Genomic DNA, 21,628 nt, shown 5'->3' with positions numbered 1-21,628 from the left:
TTCGGAAAATTAGGAGCGGTAAGCGTCGTTTGCCGTCCTTGGTTCATCTATACGAACCGCTCTCCTCACATTTGCATTCAGCAGGGGCGCGCTGGAAAGCGGACGTACCGGACATCTGTTCGCGGTGGTTAGCGGACATTTTCTCCATAGGGCTCGAAGTAGACCGCCTCGCCGTCTCGAGCATCGCGTTCCGCCCGGCTCAGCTGTTCGACAACGTGCGCTTTCCAGCCTGGAGCCCTCAACGCTTCCGGGAATAGTTCGAACGCCATCGCTGGTCTGGTGGATATCGTCGTGATGAACAGGCACTCGTATCCAACACGGCCATCTGGGTCGGCAGTTAGTCGCGCTTCGATGTCCGCAACTAACCGATCTGCCGGAACTGCGAGGGGATAGCGCGCTAGCGTCATGGATGGACCGTGCCTTGTCTGGTTCTGTCAAACAAGCTGGCTATCCATGGTCTGCTCTGGGTCGGACCACGACATTTACACCAACGCGGAAAGCGGACATCGGCCTCACAGCCCAAAAGCGGACGTGCCGAACTGCCGCTAGGGGTGGGAAGCGGACGTCCCTTCAAGGCCAAAGAGCGGTTGATGACGGCTCATCTTCTTCGATTTCTTCTCTAAACCGGCCTCGCTTCAGCATCTGGTCCAGTGCGGATCGGGCGAGTGGCTTAATCCGTTCAGGCCAACCGGTAGCTATAAGTTCTTGAGTCGACACCATTTTAGGCGTTGCGTCACATGCCTCGTCCAGAGCGATGCTGACTTTGAGGATAAGAGCGGCTTCATCCTGCGTCAGCGCGCTATTCGGTCTGATGCCATCGCCGCGATGCGGAACCCAGTCATAGAAGGCTTCGAAGTATTCTCCGGCACCTATGCGGCGAACGCTCTCGTCGCCTTCTGCCAGCCCAAGCAATTCCTCCATAATCCTGTTTCGGACGCGTTGGTCGATGATCCGGCTCGAAGGGGTCGCTTCCATTCGATCATTTGGCATCGGGGCTTCAACGTCCGCAATGGGTCGATTTCGGTCTTGGACGTCACTGCTGCAAAGAGACAATGACGGCCAGTTTGGAAAGCGGTCGATGCCTTCGTCCGCTAGGTGAGTGAAGCAGACGCTAGCGAACCTCCCATCGAGCAAAGGCGTAGTAGCTATCGCCCACAGGGGGAAAACTGCCATCGGTGCTCTGAGCAGTCGCTCTGAGCTGAACGCGTTTCGCCCATGCGCCGAACGAAGAACCCGGTTCCGACTCATCGACGAGACTGCACGCCGTCGTTACGCCACCTTCGCCGAGGTCGCATTTCAACAGCGCCCATCCCTTGCCGATCCCATCGATGGGCATCGTCGTCATGAGGCTTTGCGGCACTCGTCTCTGGAGCTCGGCAGGGCACCAAAGCCGAGATCCTGTCGCTAGGTCACGCTCGGATAGTTCACAGACGGCAGGTTCAGGCCGCGCTGCGGCAGGCGGTGCCGATTGATAGAAAGCGAACAACATCGTGGCGATGATCATCAGCTCTCCTAAGTTCAATCGGCCAACGTCTGCAATGGGTCGAAAGCGGAAGTTCGACTGCGGATGGAAATCGGCCTTTACATGATCCAATGTGAAATTGGGGGACCGAACCGTGCCAATAATCGTGCCAGTGATTGCATTTGCCCTGCTGACTTTGCCTGTTCAACAGGATCATAAGCCCGCTGCGAAACCGCTGCAATGCATGAGTGGGCCGATACAACGCTCGTTCGGCGGCACCGAGTGGCTGACCTACGGATGTGATGACCGGCGGACGCTGATTGTGGTCTCGGCTCCGGATAACCCGGCGACGCCATTCGTCTTCACAATTACTAAGACTGATCGAGGCCTCCGGATCAGCGGCGAGGGCAACGGTGATCAACGATCAACCGCTCCGGCGTTCGAAGACCTCAAGAAATTATCCGAGGAAGTCTTCGACCAAATGCTCCGAGAAGCAGAAACGCGCCCCTAAACGTCCGCTATGGGTCGGACCACGACATCGACACCAGCGCGGAAAGCGGACATCGGCACCACAGCCCAAAAGCGGACCCGCCGAACTGCGGCTAGGGGTGGAAAGCGGACCTAACGATCCGTGACGTTGATTGCGATCATGGTTGGTTCGCGGGCGTCGTTCGTCCAGATCGAGAGGCTGGTCAGTTGGGTAGGAACGGCGACTTCGATCAGCGTGTTCAGTTCAGCGTCGCTAACCACCAGTCGCCGGGCCGGAGTGGAGATTTCACCGCTGAAGGCTAGCGCGAGGTTAGCGTGATCAACATTCGATCCGACAATCACTCGCGCGTGCCCATCGACCTCAGCGAGGGTTCCAATGCAGACGCAACGCTCATCGGCCCAGAGCCGGGCCGGACCGTCCCCAAACGGGGGAGCATCGACTTCCACGCTACCGCCAACCAATATGAAAGAGCCAGGCGCGCGGGCTAAAACCTCTTTATGTTCCACGGTCGAAAAGCCCCTCGCGCATTCACAGGCGCCGAACCTGCCCGTCGCGCTGAATGTCCGCAACGGGTGGGAAGCCGACGTTGAGAGCGGTGCTACTTACTGACATTCCCGTCGGCGGCCGGACGGACCTGTACGACGCTACTCTTTGAGCTTTGCAGCGCCCTTGGTTGCCCGCTCCACCACGGCCTTGCCGGCGTCGGTCTGAGCCAGCCCCTCCAGCATCGCGCCGAGGGCTTGGCCGCCCCGCGCGCTGAACACGTCGGTGATGCTGTTCATACCCTGGGGCACGTCGCCGCCGGTCACGATCACCTTGATGTCGGCGGCGCTCAGGGCCTCAGCCTGGGCGACGCCCACGGCCTGCCCGGCTTTGATCTGCTCCACGCGCACCAAGTAGGTCTGGTAGCCGTCGTTGCCGCCGATCTCCTTGGCGAGTTCGATCTGCGTCGAGACCGGCGCCAGAAGCAGGAGCCGCTCGGCTTCGGCGCGGCTCTGGCCCTGCGCCAGTAGTCCTTCGGCGTCGAGCTTCTGCTGGGCCAGGGTTCCTTGCGCGACCAGCTCCAGCCGTTGACGTTCAGCCTCTGCGGCGATGACCTGCTGTTGGCGCTGCCCCTCCGCCCGGATGATCGTGACCTCGCGCTCCTGCGCGGCCTGAACTTCCGCGACCCCCTTGGCGATGTCGGCGGAGCGCGTATCGGCGACCAGCTTCACATCCATTTCACGTTCGGTGGTGTCCCTCTGGGCGACCAGAACCTGCTGTTCGGCGACCTGCTTGGCGATACCGACCTGCTTCTCCTGCTCGGCCGTCCGCATTCCGACCTGCTGCAAAGCATCCTGCTTGTTCACCTCGACGATGCGTTGGGCCTCGATCTCCTTGGTCTGGGCAAACTGGCTGTTCATCGCCACGGCCTCGCGGCTCTCGCGATCAATGCGGGATTTCTCCTTCGCCATGATGTTGGCGATGACCTGCGAGTTGGCGCTGTCGCGGATGTCCATGAACTCGATGTTCTTGACCGTCTCGACGCCCCACGCCTGAAGCTGATTGTCCACCTGGGCGGTAAAGGCCTCGGCCAGGGTTGATCGGGCTTCGAGGATGTCTTCGAGCTTGTGGGTGGCCAGCACGTTCCGGACGGCGCCCTGAAGGATGCCGGACAGCTGATGTTGCAGCTCGTCGAAATTGGCGACCTTTTCCGCCGCCGTATCCGATTTTGCGATCCGCATGAACGCCTGGACGTCCACCCGGAACGGGAGGCGCCCGGTGTCGTAGGCTTCGTAGTCTTTCAGGTTCACGTCAAATATGGAGACCGGGAACTTGGTCACCAGGACGCCGATCCTGGGCAGGAAGGCCGGCCACTCGTAGTAGACGTTTCCGGCCGACTGACTGGCGCCGTAGCTGACGCGAGACCGCCCGCGCTGGACGATGTGAACTTCGTTGGTCGGGACCACCCGGCGCAGAACCAACGCGATCAGGAATCCAATGACGAAGACGCCGAGCGCTACGCCGCCGGCGATGATGTAGATGTTCATATGGTCCCCCGATACTGGCCGGACTATGTCTATAAAGGCCGTGGGGCGCAACTATTGCGAGAGGCTGTTCAGCCGCCGGCTAGGCGGGTGGCGGGGTGGGTGCGTCGTAGGCAGGATCACCGAAACCAGACTTTCGTGGGAGAGCCCATGAGCGGACTCCCTGGAGGTCGGCAAGGGGTGGTTAGCTGCCGTTCTCTTCCGGTGGCACATACAACTGACCTTCGCCCCAGCCGGGTGGTAGGTCCAAATCATACTGATCGACGTATGTCAGCTTTCCCGACTTGTAGAGGTCGCTATCCACCAGCTCCGAGTGAACCATCTTCATTGCCAACATGAGCGCTTGAATACCGTCCAAACCACATGAATAGCGTTGCCGAACTCCATTGGGCCAGTTGATTGCCCATCGGCACTGATACTCGCCGCCCGGAGCTAAAGTAGGCTGCAGAAAGCGGATCGTTATCTTGTCGTCGCCACTTTCAAACGTGCGCTCAACGAAGGCTGCGTCATTCATGCATCGCTTGTGCCTTAAGCCACCAATGGCCGCAACGGGTCGCGAACCGTCTTATGCTAGCGGCCGGAAACCCGACTTTCGAGCCGCGCGCTGAATGTCGCGTTTGGGGCCGACAGTGAATGACCGATCTGGCGCGTAGCGTAACTGTTGGACCGGCGAGCAAGGCGGCATGCCTTCCGCCGGATGCGGCATTCGGCGAAACTCGACTGGGGGGATGAAGTCTGCTCCACGCCCTCTGACGAGGTCCGGATTGTCGCACGATCGCAGCGATGCGCCGCCTTTCGTCTATGCCGTCCCCTCCGCCACCATCGACCGGGCGACGGCTTCGGCGACCTTGATGCCGTCGACGGCGGCCGACAGGATGCCGCCGGCGTAGCCGGCGCCTTCGCCGGCAGGGAAGAGGCCGCGCACGTTCAGGCTCTGGAAGTCGGCGCCGCGGGTCATTCGGATCGGGGATGAACTGCGGGTTTCGACGCCCGTCAGAACCGCCTGGGCGTCGTCGTAGCGGGCGATCTTGCGGCCGAAGACGGGCAGGGCCTCGCGCATGGCGGCGATCACATAGTCGGGCATCAGCGGCGCCAGGTCGGTCGGGCGCACGCCCGGCTTATAGCTGGGGACGACCTCGCCTAGCGTGGTCGAGGGGCGGCCCGCCAGGAAGTCGCCGACCAGCTGGCCGGGCGCGAAATAGTCGCCGCCGCCGGCCGCATAGGCGCGGGTCTCCAGATCCCGTTGCAGTTCGATGCCGGCCAGCGGGTGGTCGCTCCCGTAATCCTCGGGCGAGATGCCGACCACGAAGCCGGAGTTGGCGTTGCGCTCGTTGCGCGAATATTGGCTCATGCCGTTGGTCACGACGCGGCCGGGCTCGCTGGTGGCCGCGACTACGGTGCCGCCCGGGCACATGCAGAAGCTGTAGACGGTGCGGCCGTTCGAGCAGTGGTGTGAAAGCGTATAGGCCGCCGCGCCCAGATCGGGGTGGCCGGCGCAGGGGCCGAACATGGCCCGGTCGATCCAGGATTGCGGATGCTCGATGCGGAAGCCGATCGAGAACGGCTTGGCCTCGATATGGACGCCGCGCTCGTAGAGGGTCTGGAAGGTGTCGCGCGACGAATGGCCGATGGCGAAGACCACGTGGTCGGCTTCCAGCGTCTCGCCGGTGTGCAGGCGCACGCCCCGGAGGACGCCCTTGTCGAGATCGATGTCGGTGACCCGGTGCTCGAAGCGGTATTCGCCGCCCAGGTTTTCGATCTTCTCGCGCATGGCCTCGACCATGGTCACCAGGCGGAAGGTGCCGATGTGCGGGTGGGCCTCGGTGAGGATTTCCTCCGGCGCCCCGGCCGCGACGAATTCGGTCAACACCTTGCGGGCCAGGAAACGCGGATCCTTGATCTGGCTGTAGAGCTTGCCGTCGGAGAAGGTGCCCGCGCCGCCCTCGCCGAACTGCACGTTGGATTCCGGGTCCAACTTGCTGCTCCGCCACAGGCCCCAGGTGTCCTTGGTCCGCTGCCGAACCACCTTGCCGCGGTCGAGGATGATCGGCTTGAACCCCATCTCGGCCAGGATCAGCCCGGCGAACAAGCCGCACGGCCCGGCCCCGATCACGACCGGCCGAAGGCGCTCGGTCTTGGGTGCGACAGCGACCGGGCGATAGGCGACGTCTGGCGTCGGCGCCACGTGCAGGTCGTCCGCAAGGCGGGCCAGCACCGCCGATTCGTCCCTCACCTCGACGTCGAGGATATAGACTTTCAGAATCGCGGATTTCCGGCGGGCGTCGTGCGCCCGCTTCCATATCGACCAGGAGATAAGATCGTGCGGCGGCACGCCCAGGCGGGCGGCGATCGCAGCGGGCAAGGCCTCCGGCGGGTGGTCGAGGGGCAGTTTGAGTTCTGAGAGGCGCAACATCCGGGGCGTTCTAGCCGGTCGCGACGCCAAAAGCATGAGGCAAGATCCAAAGGGCGGTGCTGGGAATCACGCCGCTGATGGAGGCGATCAGGGGCTGAAACGATAGGGCTCTGCGCCTCCACCCCAAGTCCGCCATGTGGAACAGCAGACGTGGCGGGAGCTGTTTGATCACCGTCATCCTAGGCCTTGTGCCTAGGATCCATACGCTCGGTGTGTAGCGTCGGGCGTGGTCGGCGGATGTGCGATCGTTCCTGGCGTCTGAGTCTATGGATCCTAGGCACAAGGCCTAGGATGACGGGTGTTGGGTGTTGGGCGTGGGCGCGGGCGTGGCCGTCCCTATTAATCTGCCCCCGCCTTATGCCCCTTCCAGTCGAACAGCTCTTCCAGCACCTGAACCGCCTGGCCGCGTTCGGAGGTCAGGTCGGGGTCGCGGCCCAGGATCAGGCGGGCGTCGTCGGCGGCGGCCAGCATCAGGGACCGGTGACGGATCGGGTCGGCGAAGCGGTAGGCGGGGAAGCCGCTCTGTTTCAGGCCCAGGGGGTCGCCGCCACCGCGCAGGCGGAAGTCCTCCTCGGCGATGACGAAGCCGTCCTCGGTGCGGCGGAGGGTCTCGAGGCGTTCCTTGGCGGTTTCACCGAGGGCGCCGTCCTGGCCGCCGTACAGCAGGATGCAGGAACTGGCCTTTGAGCCGCGACCGACGCGGCCGCGTAGTTGGTGCAACTGGGCCAGGCCGAAGCGGTCGGCGTGTTCGATGACCATGATGGAGGCGTTGGGCACATCGACCCCGACCTCGACCACGGTGGTGGCGACCAGCAGGGGGAGGCGGCCGTCGGCGAAGTCGGCCATGACGGCTTCGCGTTCGGCGCCCGGCATCTGGCCATGGGCCAGGCCGACCTCGACCCCCAGCAGGCGGCGCAGATCGTCGGCGCGATCGACGGCGGCGGCGAGGTCGATGGCCTCGGATTCTGCGACGAGAGGGCAGATCCAATAGGCCTGGGCGCCGGCGTCCAGCGCCGTCTTCAACCGGGCGGCGACCTCGCCGATGCGGACCAGGGGGACGACGGCGGTGGTGACGGGGGTGCGGCCCGGCGGCTTCTCCATCAGGCGGCTGACCTCCAGTTCGCCGTACTGGGTCAGTTCCAGGGTGCGGGGGATGGGGGTGGCCGACATGGTCAGCAGGTGGACGGCGCCGATTCGCGGATCGCCCTTGGCCTGGAGCCGCTGGCGCTCGCTGACGCCGAACCGGTGCTGCTCGTCGATGACGGCCAGGGCCAGGCGGTCGAAGCGGACGGCGTCCTGGAACAGGGCGTGGGTGCCGATGGCGACCTGGGCGTGACCCGAGGCCAGGGCGGCCAGCTTCTCGCGCCTCTGGCCGTTGGTGTCGCGGCCGGTGAGCAGGACGGAGGCGACGCCGGCCGACTCCAGCAAGGGGCCGAGCTTTTCGTAATGCTGGCGGGCCAGGATTTCGGTCGGGGCCATCAGGGCGGACTGGAAGCCGCTGGAGGCCGCGTCGGCCAGGGCCAGGGCGGCGACGGCGGTCTTGCCCGAACCGACGTCGCCCTGAAGCAGGCGGCCCATCTGTTTGCCGGAGGCCAGGTCGCGGCGGATTTCGGCGACGGCCTGGGCCTGGGCGTTGGTCAGGGTGAAGGGCAGGGCCTGGAGCAGGTGGTCGGAGGCGGGGCCGGGCGCCATGACGGGCGAGGGTTTGATTTCGCGGGCGCGGCGACGGCGGGCCAGGGCCAGCTGGTGGGCCAGGAATTCGTCATAGGCCAGGCGCTGGCGGGCCGGGGCGTCGGGCGTCAGGTCCAGCTCGCCCGCCGGGGCGTGCAGGGCGTCAAGGGCGGCGCGCCAGCCCAGCCAGTTCTGCTTCTTCAGCCAGGCGGGGTCCTGCCATTCCGGCAGGTCGGGGGCGGCGGGCAGGGCGGCCTGGACCAGTTTGCGCAACTGGCGCGAGGTCAAGCCCTGGGTCGCCGGATAGACGGGTTCGGAAGCGGGGATGTCGGCGGCCTTGTCCAGGGTGACGATGTCCGGGTGGACGATCTGGACCTCGCCGTTGAACCGCTCGACCTTGCCCGAGACCAGCCGGGTCTCGCCGCGCGGCAGCAGTCGGTCGATATGCTGGGGCGAGCCGCCGAACCAGACCAGGTGAACGAAGCCGGTCGGGTCGCTGGCGCGGACCTTCAGCGGGGCGCCGGGGCGGCTGGGGACGAACAGGCGGTCGATGACGATCTCGAAGATCCCGACCTCGCCGTCCACGGCGGTCGCCGCCTCCATGGGCCGGCGGACGATGACGCCCGACGGGCTGAGGAAGGCCAGGTCGCGCACCAGCGGCCCCGCCACCTTCTGCACCAGGGGCAGGGCGCGGGGGCCCACGCCCTTCAGGCTGGAGACCTCGGCGAACAGGGGAAAGAGAATCTGCGGACGCATCGCCGGGAACATAGCGTGACCATGACGGGTGGCGAAGTCCGTTCAGGAAGGCTATCTGCGCTTCTTCCATTCCGGGTGCGCGATCGCTCGCCGCGCGGCGGCTCTCTGCTTGAGCGCACCTGGCATATTCAACGGGCAAGGATCCTTGTGACCGACATCGACGCGCATCCCCAAGACGACAGTGGCGACCAAACGGCCCTGGAGCGCAAACAGCGGCTGGGCCGAATCCAGTTCCGCTCTTGGCGGCGCGGCTTCCGCGAGGCCGACATGGTGCTGGGCCCGTTCTCGGACCAGGTGGCGCCGACCCTGACGGACGCCGAGCTGGACCAGCTCGAGCTGCTGATCGACGAGGAGGACCAGTGGCTCTACGGCTGGATCATCGAGCGTGACCCGACGCCGGCCGAGTTCGAGACGCCGGTGATGGCCAAGGTGCGGGCCTTCATGCGCGAACATGTGGCGGCCGAGGTCGGCAAGGGTATCGGCTGATGGATCAACAGGTCACTGTGCAGCACCGCACCGACGCCGATCTGGGCGGGGCGCCGGAGGGGCTGGACGCCCTGGTCGTCGCCGAGCGGATCAAGGCCGCCGGCGGGATCGGCGTGTTCGTGGCGCGCGACTATCAGCGGTCTGGCGGATTCGTTCAGGCGTTTCGCTTCTTCTCGCAAGATGTCGAAATTCTTGAATATCCGGCCTGGGACTGCCTGCCCTATGACCGGCTGAGCCCGACGCCGGGGATCGCCGCCCAGCGGATGGCGACCCTGACGCGGCTGGCCCAGCGCAAGCCGGGGGACGCGCCGGTTCTGGTGGTCACGACCGTCGGCGCGGCCATGCAGAGGACGCCGCCCAGGTCGGTGACGACCCAGGCCGGGTTCGAGACCAAGGTGGGCCGCGATCTGGATATCCAGGCGCTGGAGCGATATTTCGCGGCCAACGGCTATGTCCGGGCCTCGACCGTATCTGAGCGGGGCGAGTTCGCGGTGCGGGGCGGGGTGGTCGATGTCTATCCGCCGGGCTTCGAGGAGCCGGTGCGGCTGGACATGTTCGGATCGGAACTGGAATCGATCCGCACCTTCGACCCCGAGACCCAGAGATCGACGGGCCAGATGACGGCGGTGTCGCTGGCGCCCGTGTCGGAGGCCCTGCTGGATGCGGCGGCCATCTCGCGGTTCCGCACCGGCTATCTGAACCTGTTCGGGGCGCCGGGCGACGACCCGCTGTATGCGACCATCAGCGAGGGCGCGCGGCGTCAGGGCATGGAGCAGTGGCTGCCGCTGTTTTACGAGACGCTGGATTCGCTGTTCGACTATCTGCCGGATCAGGCGCTGATCTTCCTCGACAATCAGGCCGAGAGCGCGCGGGCCGAGCGGTGGGACCTGATCGCCGACGCCTATGATGGGCGGACGGAAGCGGCGAAAACCAAAGGGCACGCGGCGGCCAATCGCGCCCTGCCGCCCCGATCGCTGTATCTGGACGCCGGCGACTGGAACCAGGCGCTGGCGGGGCGCGCCGTGCGACGGTTCACGCCCTTCTCGGGCGGTGGCGAGGACGCCGGCGGCCGGTTGGGTCGGACCTTTGCGGCCGAGCGGGCGCAGGACAGCGTCAACCTGTTTGAGGCGGTGGCGGCCCATGCGGCCGCGCTGAAGGCCGACGGCAAGCGGGTGTTGTTCGCCTCGTGGACCGAGGGCTCGTCGGAACGTCTGGCGACCATGCTGGCCGACCACGGCCTGGATCATATCGTCGCCGTGCGCGACTGGGCCGATGTCCAGACCGCGCCGAAGGACCTGTATCTGCGCGGCGTCCTGCCGGTGGAGCATGGGTTTGCGACGGACGAGGTCGCGGTTATCTCCGAGACCGACATCCTGGGCGACCGGTTGGCGCGGCCGCGCAAGAAGCGGCGGGCGTCGAACTTCCTGGCCGAGGCCTCGGCCCTGACCACTGGCGACCTGGTGGTTCACCTGGATCACGGCATCGGGCGGTACGAGGGGTTGAAGACGCTGGAGATCCAGCAGGCGCCGCACGACTGCCTGGAGCTGTTGTACGCCGGTGAGAGCAAACTCTATCTGCCGGTTGAAAACATTGACCTTCTGACCCGATACGGCTCGGATTCAGAAGGCGCCCAGCTGGACCGGCTGGGCGGGGCCGGCTGGCAGGCGCGCAAGTCAAAGGCCAAGGAGCGCCTGCGCGCCATGGCCGAGGGGCTGATCGCGCTCGCCGCCAAGCGGGCGCTGCGCGAGACCGACGCTGTCGTGCCGCCGCCGGGCCTGTTCGCCGAATTCTGCGCCCGCTTCCCCTACGAGGAGACGGACGATCAGCTGAACGCCATCGGCGACGTGCTGGAGGATCTGGGTAAGGGCACGCCGATGGATCGGCTGATCTGCGGCGACGTCGGCTTCGGCAAGACCGAGGTGGCGCTGCGGGCCGCCTTTGTGGTGGCCATGACGGGGCAGCAGGTGGCCATTGTGGCGCCGACGACCCTGTTGGCGCGCCAGCACTACAAGACCTTCACCGAACGGTTCGCCGGCTGGCCTGTGAAGGTGCGGCAACTGTCGCGGATGGTGGGAGGCAAGGAGGCGGCGGAGACGCGGGCGGGGCTGAAGGACGGCTCGGTCGAGATCGTCGTCGGCACCCATGCGGTGCTGTCCGAACAGGTCGGCTTCCGCGACCTGGGCCTGGTCATCGTCGACGAGGAGCAGCATTTCGGCGTCAAGCACAAGGAGAAGCTGAAGTCGCTGCGCGCCGATGTTCACCTGCTGACCCTGACCGCCACCCCGATCCCGCGCACCCTGCAAATGGCCCTGTCGGGCATTCGCGAGATGTCGATCATCGCCACCCCGCCGGTCGATCGCCTGGCGGTGCGGACCTATGTGACGCCGTGGGATCCGGTGCTGGTGCGCGAGGCCCTGCTGCGCGAGAAATATCGCGGGGGTCAGGCCTATTATGTCGCGCCACGCCTGAAGGACCTGCCGGCCATCGAGAAATTCCTGCGCGAGCAGGTGCCTGAGATCAAGTTCGTGGTCGGCCACGGCCAGATGTCGGCGACCCAGCTCGAGGAGGTGATGAGCGCCTTCTATGACGGCGAATACGATGTGCTGGTCTCGACCACTATCGTCGAGAGCGGGCTGGATATTCCGACGGCCAATACGCTGGTGGTGCACCGCGCCGACATGTTCGGCCTGGCGCAGCTGTACCAGATCCGGGGCCGGGTCGGCCGGTCCAAGGCGCGGGCCTTCGCCTATCTGACCACGGACGCGGTCAAGCCGATGACCCTGTCGGCCGAGCGGCGGTTGCAGGTGTTGCAGTCGCTCGACAATCTGGGCGCCGGCTTCCAGCTGGCCAGCCACGACCTGGACCAGCGCGGCGGCGGCAATCTGCTGGGCGACGAACAGTCGGGCCATATCCGCGAGGTCGGGGTCGAACTGTATCAGCAGATGCTGGAAGACGCGGTCGCCGAGCTGCGCGAGAAGGGCGAGGGGGCCACTGTGGATCGCGGCTGGTCGCCGTCGATCAACGTCGGGGCTTCCGTCCTGATTCCAGAGGAATATGTGCCGGACCTGAACGTCCGTCTCAGCCTGTATCGGCGCTTGTCCGACGCCGAACAGGCCGAGGATCGTGAAGCCCTGGCCGCCGAACTGATCGACCGGTTCGGGCCCCTGCCGGACGAGGCGCAGCAACTGCTGAAGATCGTCGGCATCAAGTCGAACTGTCGCCGCGCCTGTATCGAGAAGATCGACATCGGGCCGCGCGGCGCCGTGCTGACCCTGCGCGACAACAGCTTCCCCAATCCCATTGGATTGGTTGGGCTGATCCAGAAGAACCAGGCCTTCTGGAAGATCCGGCCGGATCAGAAGATTGTGGTGACGGGCGACTGGCCGACGGCGGAAGAGCGGCTGAAGGTGGCGGAGCGGATCACGGCCGATCTGGCGCGGGTGGCGGGGGCGTAAGGTTCCCGCCGCGGCTCGTTCTTGGGGGCAAGGATCGGGTGTATCGCGGGCGCAGTACGGTGGATCGTCTGGTCGCCAGCTCAAGGCATGAAACGACAAGGACGCATCGCCGCGGGCAAGGGGCCGGCCGCCTGCCTGTAAGCGGACACGTTGATGGTCTGTTTGACGTGTAAAGCGGGCGTACCGAGTCCCGCCTTATATCAGGGGCCCCGCGATCAGATGCGACGTGGGAGGGAGGCAAACGAGCGGGCTAGAGCGTGCTTCCTTCACACGGAACCGTATCCTGAGTTGACGAGGTAGTTCGCACATTCGGCGGGGCTGAAGAGATTGATGATCTCTCCGGCCTTTCGCCATGTGGCTTCAAAGGTTCTGGGCTGGGCGTTGCGCATGAGGTGTTTGAGCTTGGCGAAGACCTGTTCGATGGGGTTCAGGTCGGGGGAGTAAGGGGGCAGGAAGATCATGTGTGCGCCTTTGGCCCTGACAGCGGCGCGGGCGGCCTTGCCCTTGTGACTGCCGAGGTTGTCGAGGACGACGACGTCGCCAGGCGACAAGGTCGGCGCCAGTATTTTCTCGATGTAGACGAGGAAGATCGCGCCGTTGATCGGACCATCGATAACCCAGGGCGCGTCGATCCGGTCATGGCGCAGGGCGGCGATGAAGGTCAGGGTTTTCCAGTGACCGAAGGGCGAGTGGCCCTTCAAGCGTCGCCCCCTCGGCCCCCAGCCGCGCAAGGGCGCCATGTTGGTCTTGACCCAGGTCTCGTCCAGGAACACCAGTCGCGACGGGTCGATCCGCCCCTGATGCGCCTTCCAGCGTGCGCGGCGGCGCGCGACGTCAGGCCGGGCCTGCTCCTCAGGCAGCAGTGTTTTTTTTGAAGCTCAGTCCTTCAGCGTGCACGAACACCCACACCGCTCGAGGGCCGGTCTTGATCCCGCGCGCGGCAAGTTCGGCCGTCAGCCCTCTGAGCGTGAACGGCCCTGAGGCGATGCGGGTGCGCAGCCATTCGGCGCAGTCTCCTGATAGCGTGCGAGGCTTGTGGCCGCCGACCTGGCCCGGCGCCACCGAACCTGTCTCTCCAACTCGCTTCGTCCACTTGGACACGCAAGACGGACTGATCCGAAGCGCCGCCGCGATCTCCCGGTGTGTCTCGCCCTCCGCCTTACGCGCCAACGCTCGCTCACGAAGATCCATCGAATAAGGAGCCGTCATCCGGGCTGGCCTCCCATCCAGCACGAATGTTGAATCAGATCACCGCAAACTTGGGAATCCCGATTCCGTCAAAGCGAGCCATGCTCTAAAGGTCGTCAGAGGAAGGGTGAGTGACGTCTCATACCGCGTCGCCACCAACTGCGCTGTGAAAGACGTCTTCGGGACTATTTTTACAGTTTCGCCCTCTCGGCGTATGTCGCCGACTAGGCTGAAGGCGTCAGCGTAAAATTCTAGCTCGATCCTTGCTGAAGATAGACAAATACTTGCTTTGTGGTCTTTTATGACAAGGATGAGATCTGAGGGGGCTGGCCAGGTGGCCAGGTTGAAACTCGCTTCCACGCTTTGATTGCCGATTTTTTTTCGCTTTATCAGAAAACGTAGGCGATCCCGTTCTCGCTCGGCCTCGGCGAGTACTTCTTCGAGCACGCTGCCATTATTGGGAAAGAGCGATCTTAGTACGTGCTTGGTTCGGGCAATCAAAAGTTGTGTTCGCTTGCCTTCGTCCATTGCGGCAAATCCTGGCGGAACAGCGACCTCGACGAATCGATGCCACCACTCGAAGCCCTCCAACGCCACGACGGGGGTGTCAGCCTGATCACCCTCGACTGTGCGTATGTAGAGATGGTGCCAAGACCCAAAGCTGTAGCCGCGAGATCGTAGGAGGAATGAAACTCGCCGCCCAAACGCAGTCGCCTCGTGGCATCCGCAAGTGTAGCTGCTGCCGGTGAAGAAGCGAATATCGCGAACGAGTGAGGGGTGACCTGCTTTTGTCATGATCGAAGCATAGCGTTGGCTGTACTCTCTCGTTCGCAACGGCTCGAAGACGCGCTTTGGTTCAATCGTCGATTTCCGCTCTCGGAAACGTTACGGCGCGCAACTTTTGGGCCTTTCGCACATCTGCCCGAGGGGGACATGATCCAACCCTACCGCACCTTGTCGAACAAATCGGCGGAGGCGCGCTCCAGCAGGGCGCCGGCGGATTCGTTGGGGCGCATTTCGGCGGCGCCGACGTCGAATTCGGCGACGAAGGGCGAGCGGTCGGGGCCGGCGTCGAAGGCGGTGCAGCCGATGACGGCGGCGATCCGTTCGGCGGCCAGGCGGGCGGCCTCGCCGCGTGTGGCCGGCAGGGCCAGGGCGAAGACTTCCTTGGCCAGGCGGGCCGGAGTGTCCTCGACCCGCACGAGGCGCGAGATCATGGCGCCGATCTGGGGCAGGGCGCGGTCCAGCCAGCCGCCCTGGCGGGCCCAGGCGACGGCCTCGTTCTCACGCACCCGCAGGACGCAGACCGACAGGGGGCGTCGCCGGGCGCGCGAGGCGTCGGCGACCCGCGCCAGGTGGGCGGCGAACAGTTCGGGGGTGAACAGGCCGGTCGTCGGGTCCATGATGTCCAGGCCACGAACCGAATCCAGCGCCTTGCGGATGGTCAGGTAGCGACGGTGCGACTTGGCCAGGGCCAGCAGGCGTTCGGCGGTCTCGTCTTCGCGGGTGTCGGCGGTGGCGACGTCGGAGAAGCCCCGGTTGAACAGCTCGTCCAGGCTCATCTCGCTGCCGCCCCGGAGATAGAGCATCAGGGGGATGTGATAGAGGCGGGTGTTGCGCTTCATGCCCGAGGCGATGGACAGGGCCGGGGCATGGTCCTTGGCGCCCCACAGGACGGCGGCGTCGAACGGGCTTTCGTGCAGATAGTCGAAGGCGGTGTAGGGGGTGGGGGCGGCGACGACCTCGACCCCGGAGGCGGTCAGGGCGTTGGACAGGGCCAGGAAGCGGCGCTCGGCCACGCCGGCGGCCAGAATACGCAGGGGCGAATGATCGGGGCCGCCGGGCTGTAGATCCAGGCCGCGCGCGGCGAAGGTGTCGCAGCGAAGATCGAACTCCTCCTCGGCCACGGCCGCGCGGGTCATCTGCTCCAGGCGTAGGGCCGCCTGGGCGGGATGGGGCGGTGTGGTGACGGCGAGGTCCGCATCGGCCGCGGAACCGCGCGGGGCGCCGACCACCATGACCGGCAGGCTGCGCGGATGGGCGGCGGCGCGCAGTCGAGCGACGGCGTCGTCCTGGTACGAATCGAAATCGATCACGGCGGCGTCCAGCGGGAAGTCTTGCAGCGTCGCCTCGGCCGCGGCCAGGTCGCGGGCAGTGACGGTCGTCCAGCCGAGGGCGTCCAGTCCGGCCGCGAGCGGTCCGATCCGGCCATCCTGGGCCGCCAGGATCAATACACGCGCGTCGAAAGCCAAGTTAGTCGTCTCCCCATGGACGTCCGTGCGCCCATCGCCCGCAAAGGCGGCTGGGACCATAGCGAGGCGCCCCTTAAGGAAGCAATGACTTGGCGCGTCTGGAGCGGGGATAGACGGGTGTTTCGGAGTGGGATTTTCCTCGGCGAAGGAATGCTCTAGGTTAAGTCGCCTGTTCAACGGTTGTGAGAACCGGCTTGAGTGATCACCTGACCCGATCGGTTCTGAAGGCGCCCGGATTCTGGGGTGGTCTTGCAGTGCGCGCCTTTACCCGAAGCTGGGGTCGCGACGTGATGCTGTACACCGGCGGGGTGTCGTTCTTCGCCCTGCTGGCCGTGTTTCCGGCCATCGCCATCCTGATCGGCTTCTACAAGCTGGGTCTGTCGATCAGCGAGGTCAGCGCCCAGGCGGCGGCCCTGTCGGACCTGTTGCCCCAGGCGGCGCAGACGATTTTCCGCGATGAGATCACGCGCCTTACCAATGCGTCGGCCCGCACGGTGTCGGCGCAGAGCGCCTTCGCCCTGATCGTCGGCGCCTATGCGGCGCACAGGGGTTTCAAGGCCTTGTTGGCAGGGCTTAACCTGATCCACGATGAGACGGAGCCGCACGGCTTCTTCAGATTCAATCTGCTGGCCTTCTTCGTCGCCGTCTTCGCCTTCGCCCTGTTCACCGTGGTGTCGGGCGCCGTGGTGACGGCGCGGATCCTGGCCCATACGACCTCATCGGCGGCGGAAAAGTTCGGCGGCGGTTTGATGCCGATGGACGCCTTCCTGCCGGCGCTGGGCCTCGTGGTGGGGCTGACCCTGCTCTATCGCTACGCCATGAGCCACAGTTCGCGGGTCGCCTGGCTGCCGGCGATAACCGGCGGTCTGGTGGCGACGCTGATGTCGGTGATCTCGTCGTGGCTATGCGCCATCTATGTGGAGCAGATTGCGCCGTTGGGGGCGACATACGGCTCGGTCGGGGCGGTGGTGGTGCTGCTGATCTGGCTGTCGTGGAACATCAACGCCATCTTCTACGGCGGCGCCTTCGCTACCGAGATGGAGATCGCCGCCGACGCCGACGCCAAGAGCGGGACCACGCCGCCGACCGCTCAGGCCGATGTGGTCGACCTGTCCGAGCGTCGTGCCAGCCGCCGGTCGCGGCCTTAAGATCGGTGTTCAGCCGGTCTGCACCGTGAGGCGAATCACGCCTTCGGTTTCCTGAATGTCGAGCAGGCGGCCGTTCTTCTGGGTCATCAGATAGGGCACGTCGATTCGCGCCATGGGATCGGTGGCCAGAAGGACGAAGACCGTCCCGGCCGGGGCGCCGGCCATGGCCTTCATCAATCGGAGACTGGGCGTCGGACAGACATGGCCGCGCGAGTCGACGAGACGCGGCTCGGTCATGAGGCGAGCCGGTCCGCCAGCATCTCCAGGGCCACGCGGACGGCGGCGGTGCGAATGGCGTCGCGGCCGATGTCGCCGAAGTTTTCCTGGCGATGGATCAGACCGCCCGGCCCCTGGGCCGCGAAATGGACCAGACCGACCGGCTTTTCCGGCGATCCGCCGCCGGGGCCGGCGATGCCGGTGACGGCGACGCCGACGGCGGCGCGCGAATGGGCGACGGCGCCCTGGGCCATGGCGCGGGCGGTCGGCTCGGAGACCGCGCCATGGGCGATCAGCGTCGCCTCGGGCACGCCCAACATCTGTTGCTTGGCCTCATTGCTGTAGGTGACGAACCCCCGGTCCAGGGCGGCGGACGAGCCTGGGACGGCGGTCAGGGCGGCGGCGACCAGGCCGCCGGTGCAGCTTTCGGCCGTGGTCAGCATCAACCCATGCGTGGTTGAGGTTGCGACGATCTGTTGCGCCAGGCGCTGAATATCTTGCGGGAACATGGCCTTTTCATAGGCCGCGAGTCCCGCTCTAACCAGAGCCATGACCGATGTGACCGAGGTCCAAGTCGCGACCCGCAGGCCAGCCCCCCAGGCGACCGCGATCCTGTTCGCCATCGCCGTCTTCACCTCGGCCTGCCTGGTCTTTGTGGTGCAGCCGATGGCGACCAAGCTGATCCTGCCGACCCTGGGCGGATCGCCGTCGGTTTGGAATGCGGCCATGGTCTTCTTCCAGACCGCGCTGCTGGTCGGATACCTCTACGCGCACCTGTTGCAGAGGATCGGATCGATGCGTCTTCAGGCGGCGGTGCATCTGGGCCTGCTGCTGATCGCGGCCCTGTTTCTGCCGTTGCGGATCAGCGGCCTGCTGGGCGATCCCGATCCGTCGGCGCCGACGGTCTGGCTGCTGGCCACCCTGGCTGTGTCGATCGGCGCCCCGTTCGCGGTTCTGTCGGCGACGGCGCCGCTGTTGCAGGCCTGGTATGCGCGGGTCACGGCCATGGCTGGAGGTGGTGATGGTGCGCCGGGGGGCAACAACCCCTATGTGCTTTACGCCGCCTCGAACCTGGGAAGTTTCCTGGCCTTGCTGGCCTATCCGGCTCTGATCGAGCCCCTGGTCAGCCTGTCGGGGCAGAGGGGCGGGTGGAGCCTGGGTTACGGCCTGTTCGTGGTCATGATCGCGGGTCTGGGCGTCTTCGCCTGGCGGCGGCGCGAGGCGGTGGCGGCAGAGCCCGCGCGGCTGGAACCCGGGCCCCGCATCGCTTGGCGCGAGAAGGGGTTGCTGATCCTGCTGGCCGCCGCGCCGTCCAGTCTGATGCTGGGGGTGACGGCGCACCTGTCGACGGACGTGGCCTCGGCGCCCTTTCTGTGGGTCATCCCGCTGGCCCTTTATCTGCTGACCTTCGTCATCGCCTTCCAGGCGCGGCCGGTCATTCCGATCTACCTGACCCTGGCGATCCAGGCGGGGGTGTTGGCGGCCTGCGCGGCCCTGGCGGCGTTCAGGACGACCGAGTGGCTGTTCGTCTTCGGGGTCAATCTGACGGCCTTCTTCTTCAGCGCCCTGATGTGCCACCAGCTGATGGCCGAGCGGCGGCCGGCGCCGGGGCGGCTGACCGAGTTTTATCTGCTGCTGTCGCTGGGCGGGGTTATAGGCGGGGTGTTCAACGCCCTGATCGCGCCGGTCGTGTTCAACATGGTGTGGGAATATCCGCTGGTGCTGGTCGCGGTGGGGCTGCTGCGACCGTGGCGGGGACGTGAGATGCGCACCTGGGAGATCATCGCCTGCGTTATCGGCGTGCTGATCGCCCTGTCCGGGCCGTTAGGGCTGGCGCTGGTTCGCTATGCGCCGGATATCCGCGCCAATGTGCCGGATGCAGAGCTGGTGCGGATCGCCCAGGCGGTGCTGGGGATCGCGGCCCTGTTCGCCTTTTTGCTGCGGGACCGGGCGGTCATGTTCAGCGTGGTGATCGGGGCCATGGTCTGGTCCGGCTATCATGTCGCGCGCGGCTATGACTGGACGCTGACGGAACGGAGCTTCTTCGGGGTCATGCGGGTGGCCAGCACCACTATCGAAGGGCTCGACGGGCCGGTTCATGTGCTGATGCACGGCACCACCCTGCACGGCGCCCAGGCGCAGTCGGAGCGGTATCGATGCCTGCCGACCCTGTATTACGCCACGACCACGCCCATCGGGCAGGCGGGCATGATCGCTCATGAACGCCACCCCGACGGCGCGGTGATCGGGGTGGTGGGGCAGGGCGCGGGGGCCATGGCCGCCTATAAGCGAACTCAGGACCGGATGAGCTTCTTCGAGATCGATCCGATGGTGGACCGGCTGTCGCGCGATCCGCGCTGGTTCAGTTTCATCAACGGCTGCGCCCAGGGGGCGGTGCGGACGGTGCTGGGCGACGCCCGCCTGACCATGGAGCAGGAGGCGCCAGGCAGCTATGACCTGCTGATCATCGACGCCTTCTCATCGGACGCGGTGCCGACCCATTTGCTGACGGTCGAGGCCATCGCCGGCTATCTGCGCCTGCTGAAACCCGACGGGGTGGTGGTGCTGCACCTGTCGAACCGGAACCTGGAGATCACCCTGCCGGCCGAGGCGGCGGCGGCGGCCCTGAAAGCGCCGGCCCTGCACCAGATCTATAGGGAACGGCCCGAGGCGGTGCAGATGTCCGAATCCTCGACCGAGGCCCTGGTCATCGGCAAGTCGGAGGCGGCCATGGCGCCCTATCGGGCCGACCCGCGCTGGCGCAGGCTAGAGGCGACTGAGGTGCGGCCGTGGACCGACGACTATGTCAATCTGTTCGGGTCGCTGGTCCGCCAGATCCAGTATTCGGCACAGTAGGGCCTAGGCCGGGATAGGGATTTCGACCGTGGCCACGGCCTGGGCCGCCAGGCCTTCGCCCCGGCCCGTGAAGCCCAATCCTTCGGTCGTGGTGGCCTTGACGCTGACAGCGTCGAGCGGAAGGGAGAGCAGGCTGGCGATCCGTTCGCGCATGGCCTGGCGGTGCGGCTTCACCTTGGGCTGTTCGCAGATCAGGGTCACGTCAACATTGACGATGCGGCCGCCGCGCGCGGTCACAAGCTCAGCGGCGTGAAGCAGGAAGAGGTCGGAGGAAGCGCCCTTCCATTTCGGGTCAGTCGGCGGGAAGTGGTCGCCGATGTCGCCTTGAGCGATCGCGCCCAGAAGGGCGTCGGTCAGGGCGTGCAGGCCCGCGTCGGCGTCGGAATGGCCGATCAGGGTCTGGTCGTGCGGCACCTCGATCCCGCACAGCCAGACCGACCCGCCGGGGCCCCAGCGGTGGACGTCGTAGCCGGAGCCGATGCGGGTCTGATAGCGGGTCGCTTGCGACAACAGGGCCTCGGCCATGGCGAAATCCTCGGGATAGGTCAGTTTCATCAGACGTGGATCGCCCGCGACGAGGGCGACGCGTCCGCCGTGGCGTTCGACCACCACGGCTTCGTCCGTCGGGGCGTCGGGACCGGTCCAGGCGGCGTAGGCGGATTCGATAGTCTGGCGACGGAAGGCCTGGGGCGTCTGGGCCCGCCAAAGGCCGTCGCGCTCGACCACCCCCGCCATCAAGCCCTCGGCGCCGCGACGCAGGCTGTCGGCGACCGGCAGGGCGGGCAAGGCGCCGCCGGCGTCGGACAGGGCCGCGATCAGGCGGTCGATGACGGCGCGGTCCAGCAGGGGGCGGGCGGCGTCGTGGATCAGGACGGGCTGGTCGGCGGGGCAGGCCAGGGCGGCCAGGCCGGCGCGGACGGACTGGGCGCGGACGTCGCCGCCGACGACTGCGCGCCAGTGCGACAGTCCCGCCAGGGCCTCGGCCACGCGCGGCTCGGCGCCGGGGGCGATCACGATGACCAGTTCGTCGGCGCCCGCGTTCAGCAGGGCCTCGGCCGACCAGCGCAGTACGGGCTTTCCGCCCAGGGTGCGCCACTGTTTGTCGCCGCCGGCGCGCGAGCCTGAACCGGCCGCGACGATGATGCCCGAGAAAGTCATGACGGCCTTCTAAAGCGCGCCGTCGGCGGGCGAAACCATCAAACCGCCTC

Annotated in this window: 18 protein-coding genes; 5 read left to right on the top strand and 13 right to left on the bottom strand. The window is 66.0% G+C overall.

Going from position 1 to position 21,628, the window contains the following annotated elements:
• Positions 1 to 570: 570 nt before the first annotated feature.
• Positions 571 to 975: a hypothetical protein gene (locus tag OU998_RS10680; RefSeq protein WP_267513439.1), complete on the bottom strand. Its 405-nt coding sequence runs from the start codon at positions 973 to 975 to the stop codon at positions 571 to 573.
• A 136-nt stretch (positions 976 to 1,111) separates the two neighbouring features.
• A complete protein-coding gene (locus OU998_RS10675; protein ID WP_267513437.1) occupies positions 1,112 to 1,504 on the bottom strand; it encodes a hypothetical protein in 393 nt (130 codons plus the stop codon).
• Positions 1,505 to 1,616: 112 nt separating this feature from the next.
• On the opposite strand from OU998_RS10675, the gene OU998_RS10670 reads away from it, so the two are divergent.
• A complete protein-coding gene (locus OU998_RS10670) occupies positions 1,617 to 1,973 on the top strand; it encodes a hypothetical protein (protein WP_267513435.1) in 357 nt (118 codons plus the stop codon).
• 110 nt (positions 1,974 to 2,083) lie between these two features.
• On the opposite strand, the gene OU998_RS10665 is transcribed toward OU998_RS10670, so the two are convergent.
• The 5 genes from OU998_RS10665 to recG all read right to left on the bottom strand — a co-directional run bounded on the left by OU998_RS10665 (position 2,084) and on the right by recG (position 8,819).
• On the bottom strand, positions 2,084 to 2,398 hold the full coding sequence (locus OU998_RS10665; RefSeq protein ID WP_267513434.1) for a hypothetical protein: 315 nt from the start codon (positions 2,396 to 2,398) through the stop codon (positions 2,084 to 2,086).
• Positions 2,399 to 2,596: 198 nt separating this feature from the next.
• Positions 2,597 to 3,982, bottom strand: a complete 1,386-nt coding sequence (locus OU998_RS10660; RefSeq protein ID WP_267513433.1) for an SPFH domain-containing protein — start codon at positions 3,980 to 3,982, stop codon at positions 2,597 to 2,599.
• Positions 3,983 to 4,163: 181 nt separating this feature from the next.
• Positions 4,164 to 4,493, bottom strand: coding sequence for a DUF6968 family protein (locus OU998_RS10655; protein ID WP_267513432.1), 330 nt, complete (start codon positions 4,491 to 4,493; stop codon positions 4,164 to 4,166).
• Positions 4,494 to 4,778: 285 nt separating this feature from the next.
• On the bottom strand, positions 4,779 to 6,392 hold the full coding sequence (locus OU998_RS10650) for an NAD(P)/FAD-dependent oxidoreductase (protein WP_267513431.1): 1,614 nt from the start codon (positions 6,390 to 6,392) through the stop codon (positions 4,779 to 4,781).
• A gap of 339 nt (positions 6,393 to 6,731) precedes the next feature.
• Positions 6,732 to 8,819, bottom strand: a complete 2,088-nt coding sequence (recG, locus tag OU998_RS10645) for an ATP-dependent DNA helicase RecG (protein WP_267513430.1) — start codon at positions 8,817 to 8,819, stop codon at positions 6,732 to 6,734.
• Between the two features lie 147 nt (positions 8,820 to 8,966).
• On the opposite strand from recG, the gene OU998_RS10640 reads away from it, so the two are divergent.
• Both OU998_RS10640 and mfd read left to right on the top strand, forming a co-directional pair.
• Positions 8,967 to 9,305: a succinate dehydrogenase assembly factor 2 gene (locus OU998_RS10640; RefSeq protein WP_267513429.1), complete on the top strand. Its 339-nt coding sequence runs from the start codon at positions 8,967 to 8,969 to the stop codon at positions 9,303 to 9,305.
• Positions 9,305 to 12,760: a transcription-repair coupling factor gene (mfd, locus tag OU998_RS10635; RefSeq protein WP_267513428.1), complete on the top strand. Its 3,456-nt coding sequence runs from the start codon at positions 9,305 to 9,307 to the stop codon at positions 12,758 to 12,760. The genes OU998_RS10640 and mfd overlap by 1 nt, the downstream gene beginning before the upstream one ends.
• 266 nt (positions 12,761 to 13,026) lie before the next feature.
• Here the strand turns inward: mfd and OU998_RS10630 are convergent.
• From OU998_RS10630 to OU998_RS10620, 3 genes are all read right to left on the bottom strand, one after another.
• Positions 13,027 to 13,969 (bottom strand): IS630 family transposase gene (locus OU998_RS10630; protein WP_267513427.1). Its coding sequence is split into 2 segments (ribosomal slippage): positions 13,027 to 13,632 and positions 13,634 to 13,969, totalling 942 coding nucleotides; the frame shifts between segments, so codons are not numbered across the junction.
• 39 nt (positions 13,970 to 14,008) lie between these two features.
• A complete protein-coding gene (locus OU998_RS10625) occupies positions 14,009 to 14,476 on the bottom strand; it encodes a hypothetical protein (RefSeq protein WP_267513426.1) in 468 nt (155 codons plus the stop codon).
• Positions 14,477 to 14,892: 416 nt separating this feature from the next.
• The gene (locus OU998_RS10620) at positions 14,893 to 16,200 is read right to left on the bottom strand and encodes a diguanylate cyclase domain-containing protein (protein WP_267513425.1); all 1,308 of its coding nucleotides are present in this window, start codon (positions 16,198 to 16,200) and stop codon (positions 14,893 to 14,895) included.
• 194 nt (positions 16,201 to 16,394) lie between these two features.
• Here OU998_RS10620 and OU998_RS10615 point away from each other — a divergent pair, with 194 nt between their 5' ends.
• Positions 16,395 to 17,348: a YihY/virulence factor BrkB family protein gene (locus OU998_RS10615; RefSeq protein WP_267513424.1), complete on the top strand. Its 954-nt coding sequence runs from the start codon at positions 16,395 to 16,397 to the stop codon at positions 17,346 to 17,348.
• Positions 17,349 to 17,357: 9 nt separating this feature from the next.
• On the opposite strand, the gene OU998_RS10610 is transcribed toward OU998_RS10615, so the two are convergent.
• Together OU998_RS10610 and OU998_RS10605 are read right to left on the bottom strand one after the other, a co-directional pair.
• Positions 17,358 to 17,585, bottom strand: a complete 228-nt coding sequence (locus tag OU998_RS10610) for a sulfurtransferase TusA family protein (protein WP_267513423.1) — start codon at positions 17,583 to 17,585, stop codon at positions 17,358 to 17,360.
• Entirely contained in the window at positions 17,582 to 18,073 is a 492-nt protein-coding gene (locus OU998_RS10605) for a CinA family protein (protein WP_267513422.1), read from the bottom strand. Before OU998_RS10605 ends, OU998_RS10610 begins: the two co-directional genes overlap by 4 nt.
• Positions 18,074 to 18,113: 40 nt before the next feature.
• Between OU998_RS10605 and OU998_RS10600 the strand changes: the two genes are divergently transcribed.
• A complete protein-coding gene (locus OU998_RS10600) occupies positions 18,114 to 20,420 on the top strand; it encodes a spermidine synthase (RefSeq protein ID WP_267513421.1) in 2,307 nt (768 codons plus the stop codon).
• A 3-nt stretch (positions 20,421 to 20,423) separates the two neighbouring features.
• On the opposite strand, the gene OU998_RS10595 is transcribed toward OU998_RS10600, so the two are convergent.
• Positions 20,424 to 21,578, bottom strand: a complete 1,155-nt coding sequence (locus tag OU998_RS10595; protein WP_267513420.1) for a bifunctional 2-C-methyl-D-erythritol 4-phosphate cytidylyltransferase/2-C-methyl-D-erythritol 2,4-cyclodiphosphate synthase — start codon at positions 21,576 to 21,578, stop codon at positions 20,424 to 20,426.
• Positions 21,579 to 21,628 lie beyond the last annotated feature (50 nt).

The organism is Brevundimonas sp. SL130 (assembly GCF_026625805.1).
In the GTDB taxonomy this organism is placed as follows: domain Bacteria; phylum Pseudomonadota; class Alphaproteobacteria; order Caulobacterales; family Caulobacteraceae; genus Brevundimonas.
The sequence above is the reverse complement of the archived record's forward strand: the minus strand, read 5'-3'. Positions and strand labels throughout refer to the sequence as shown.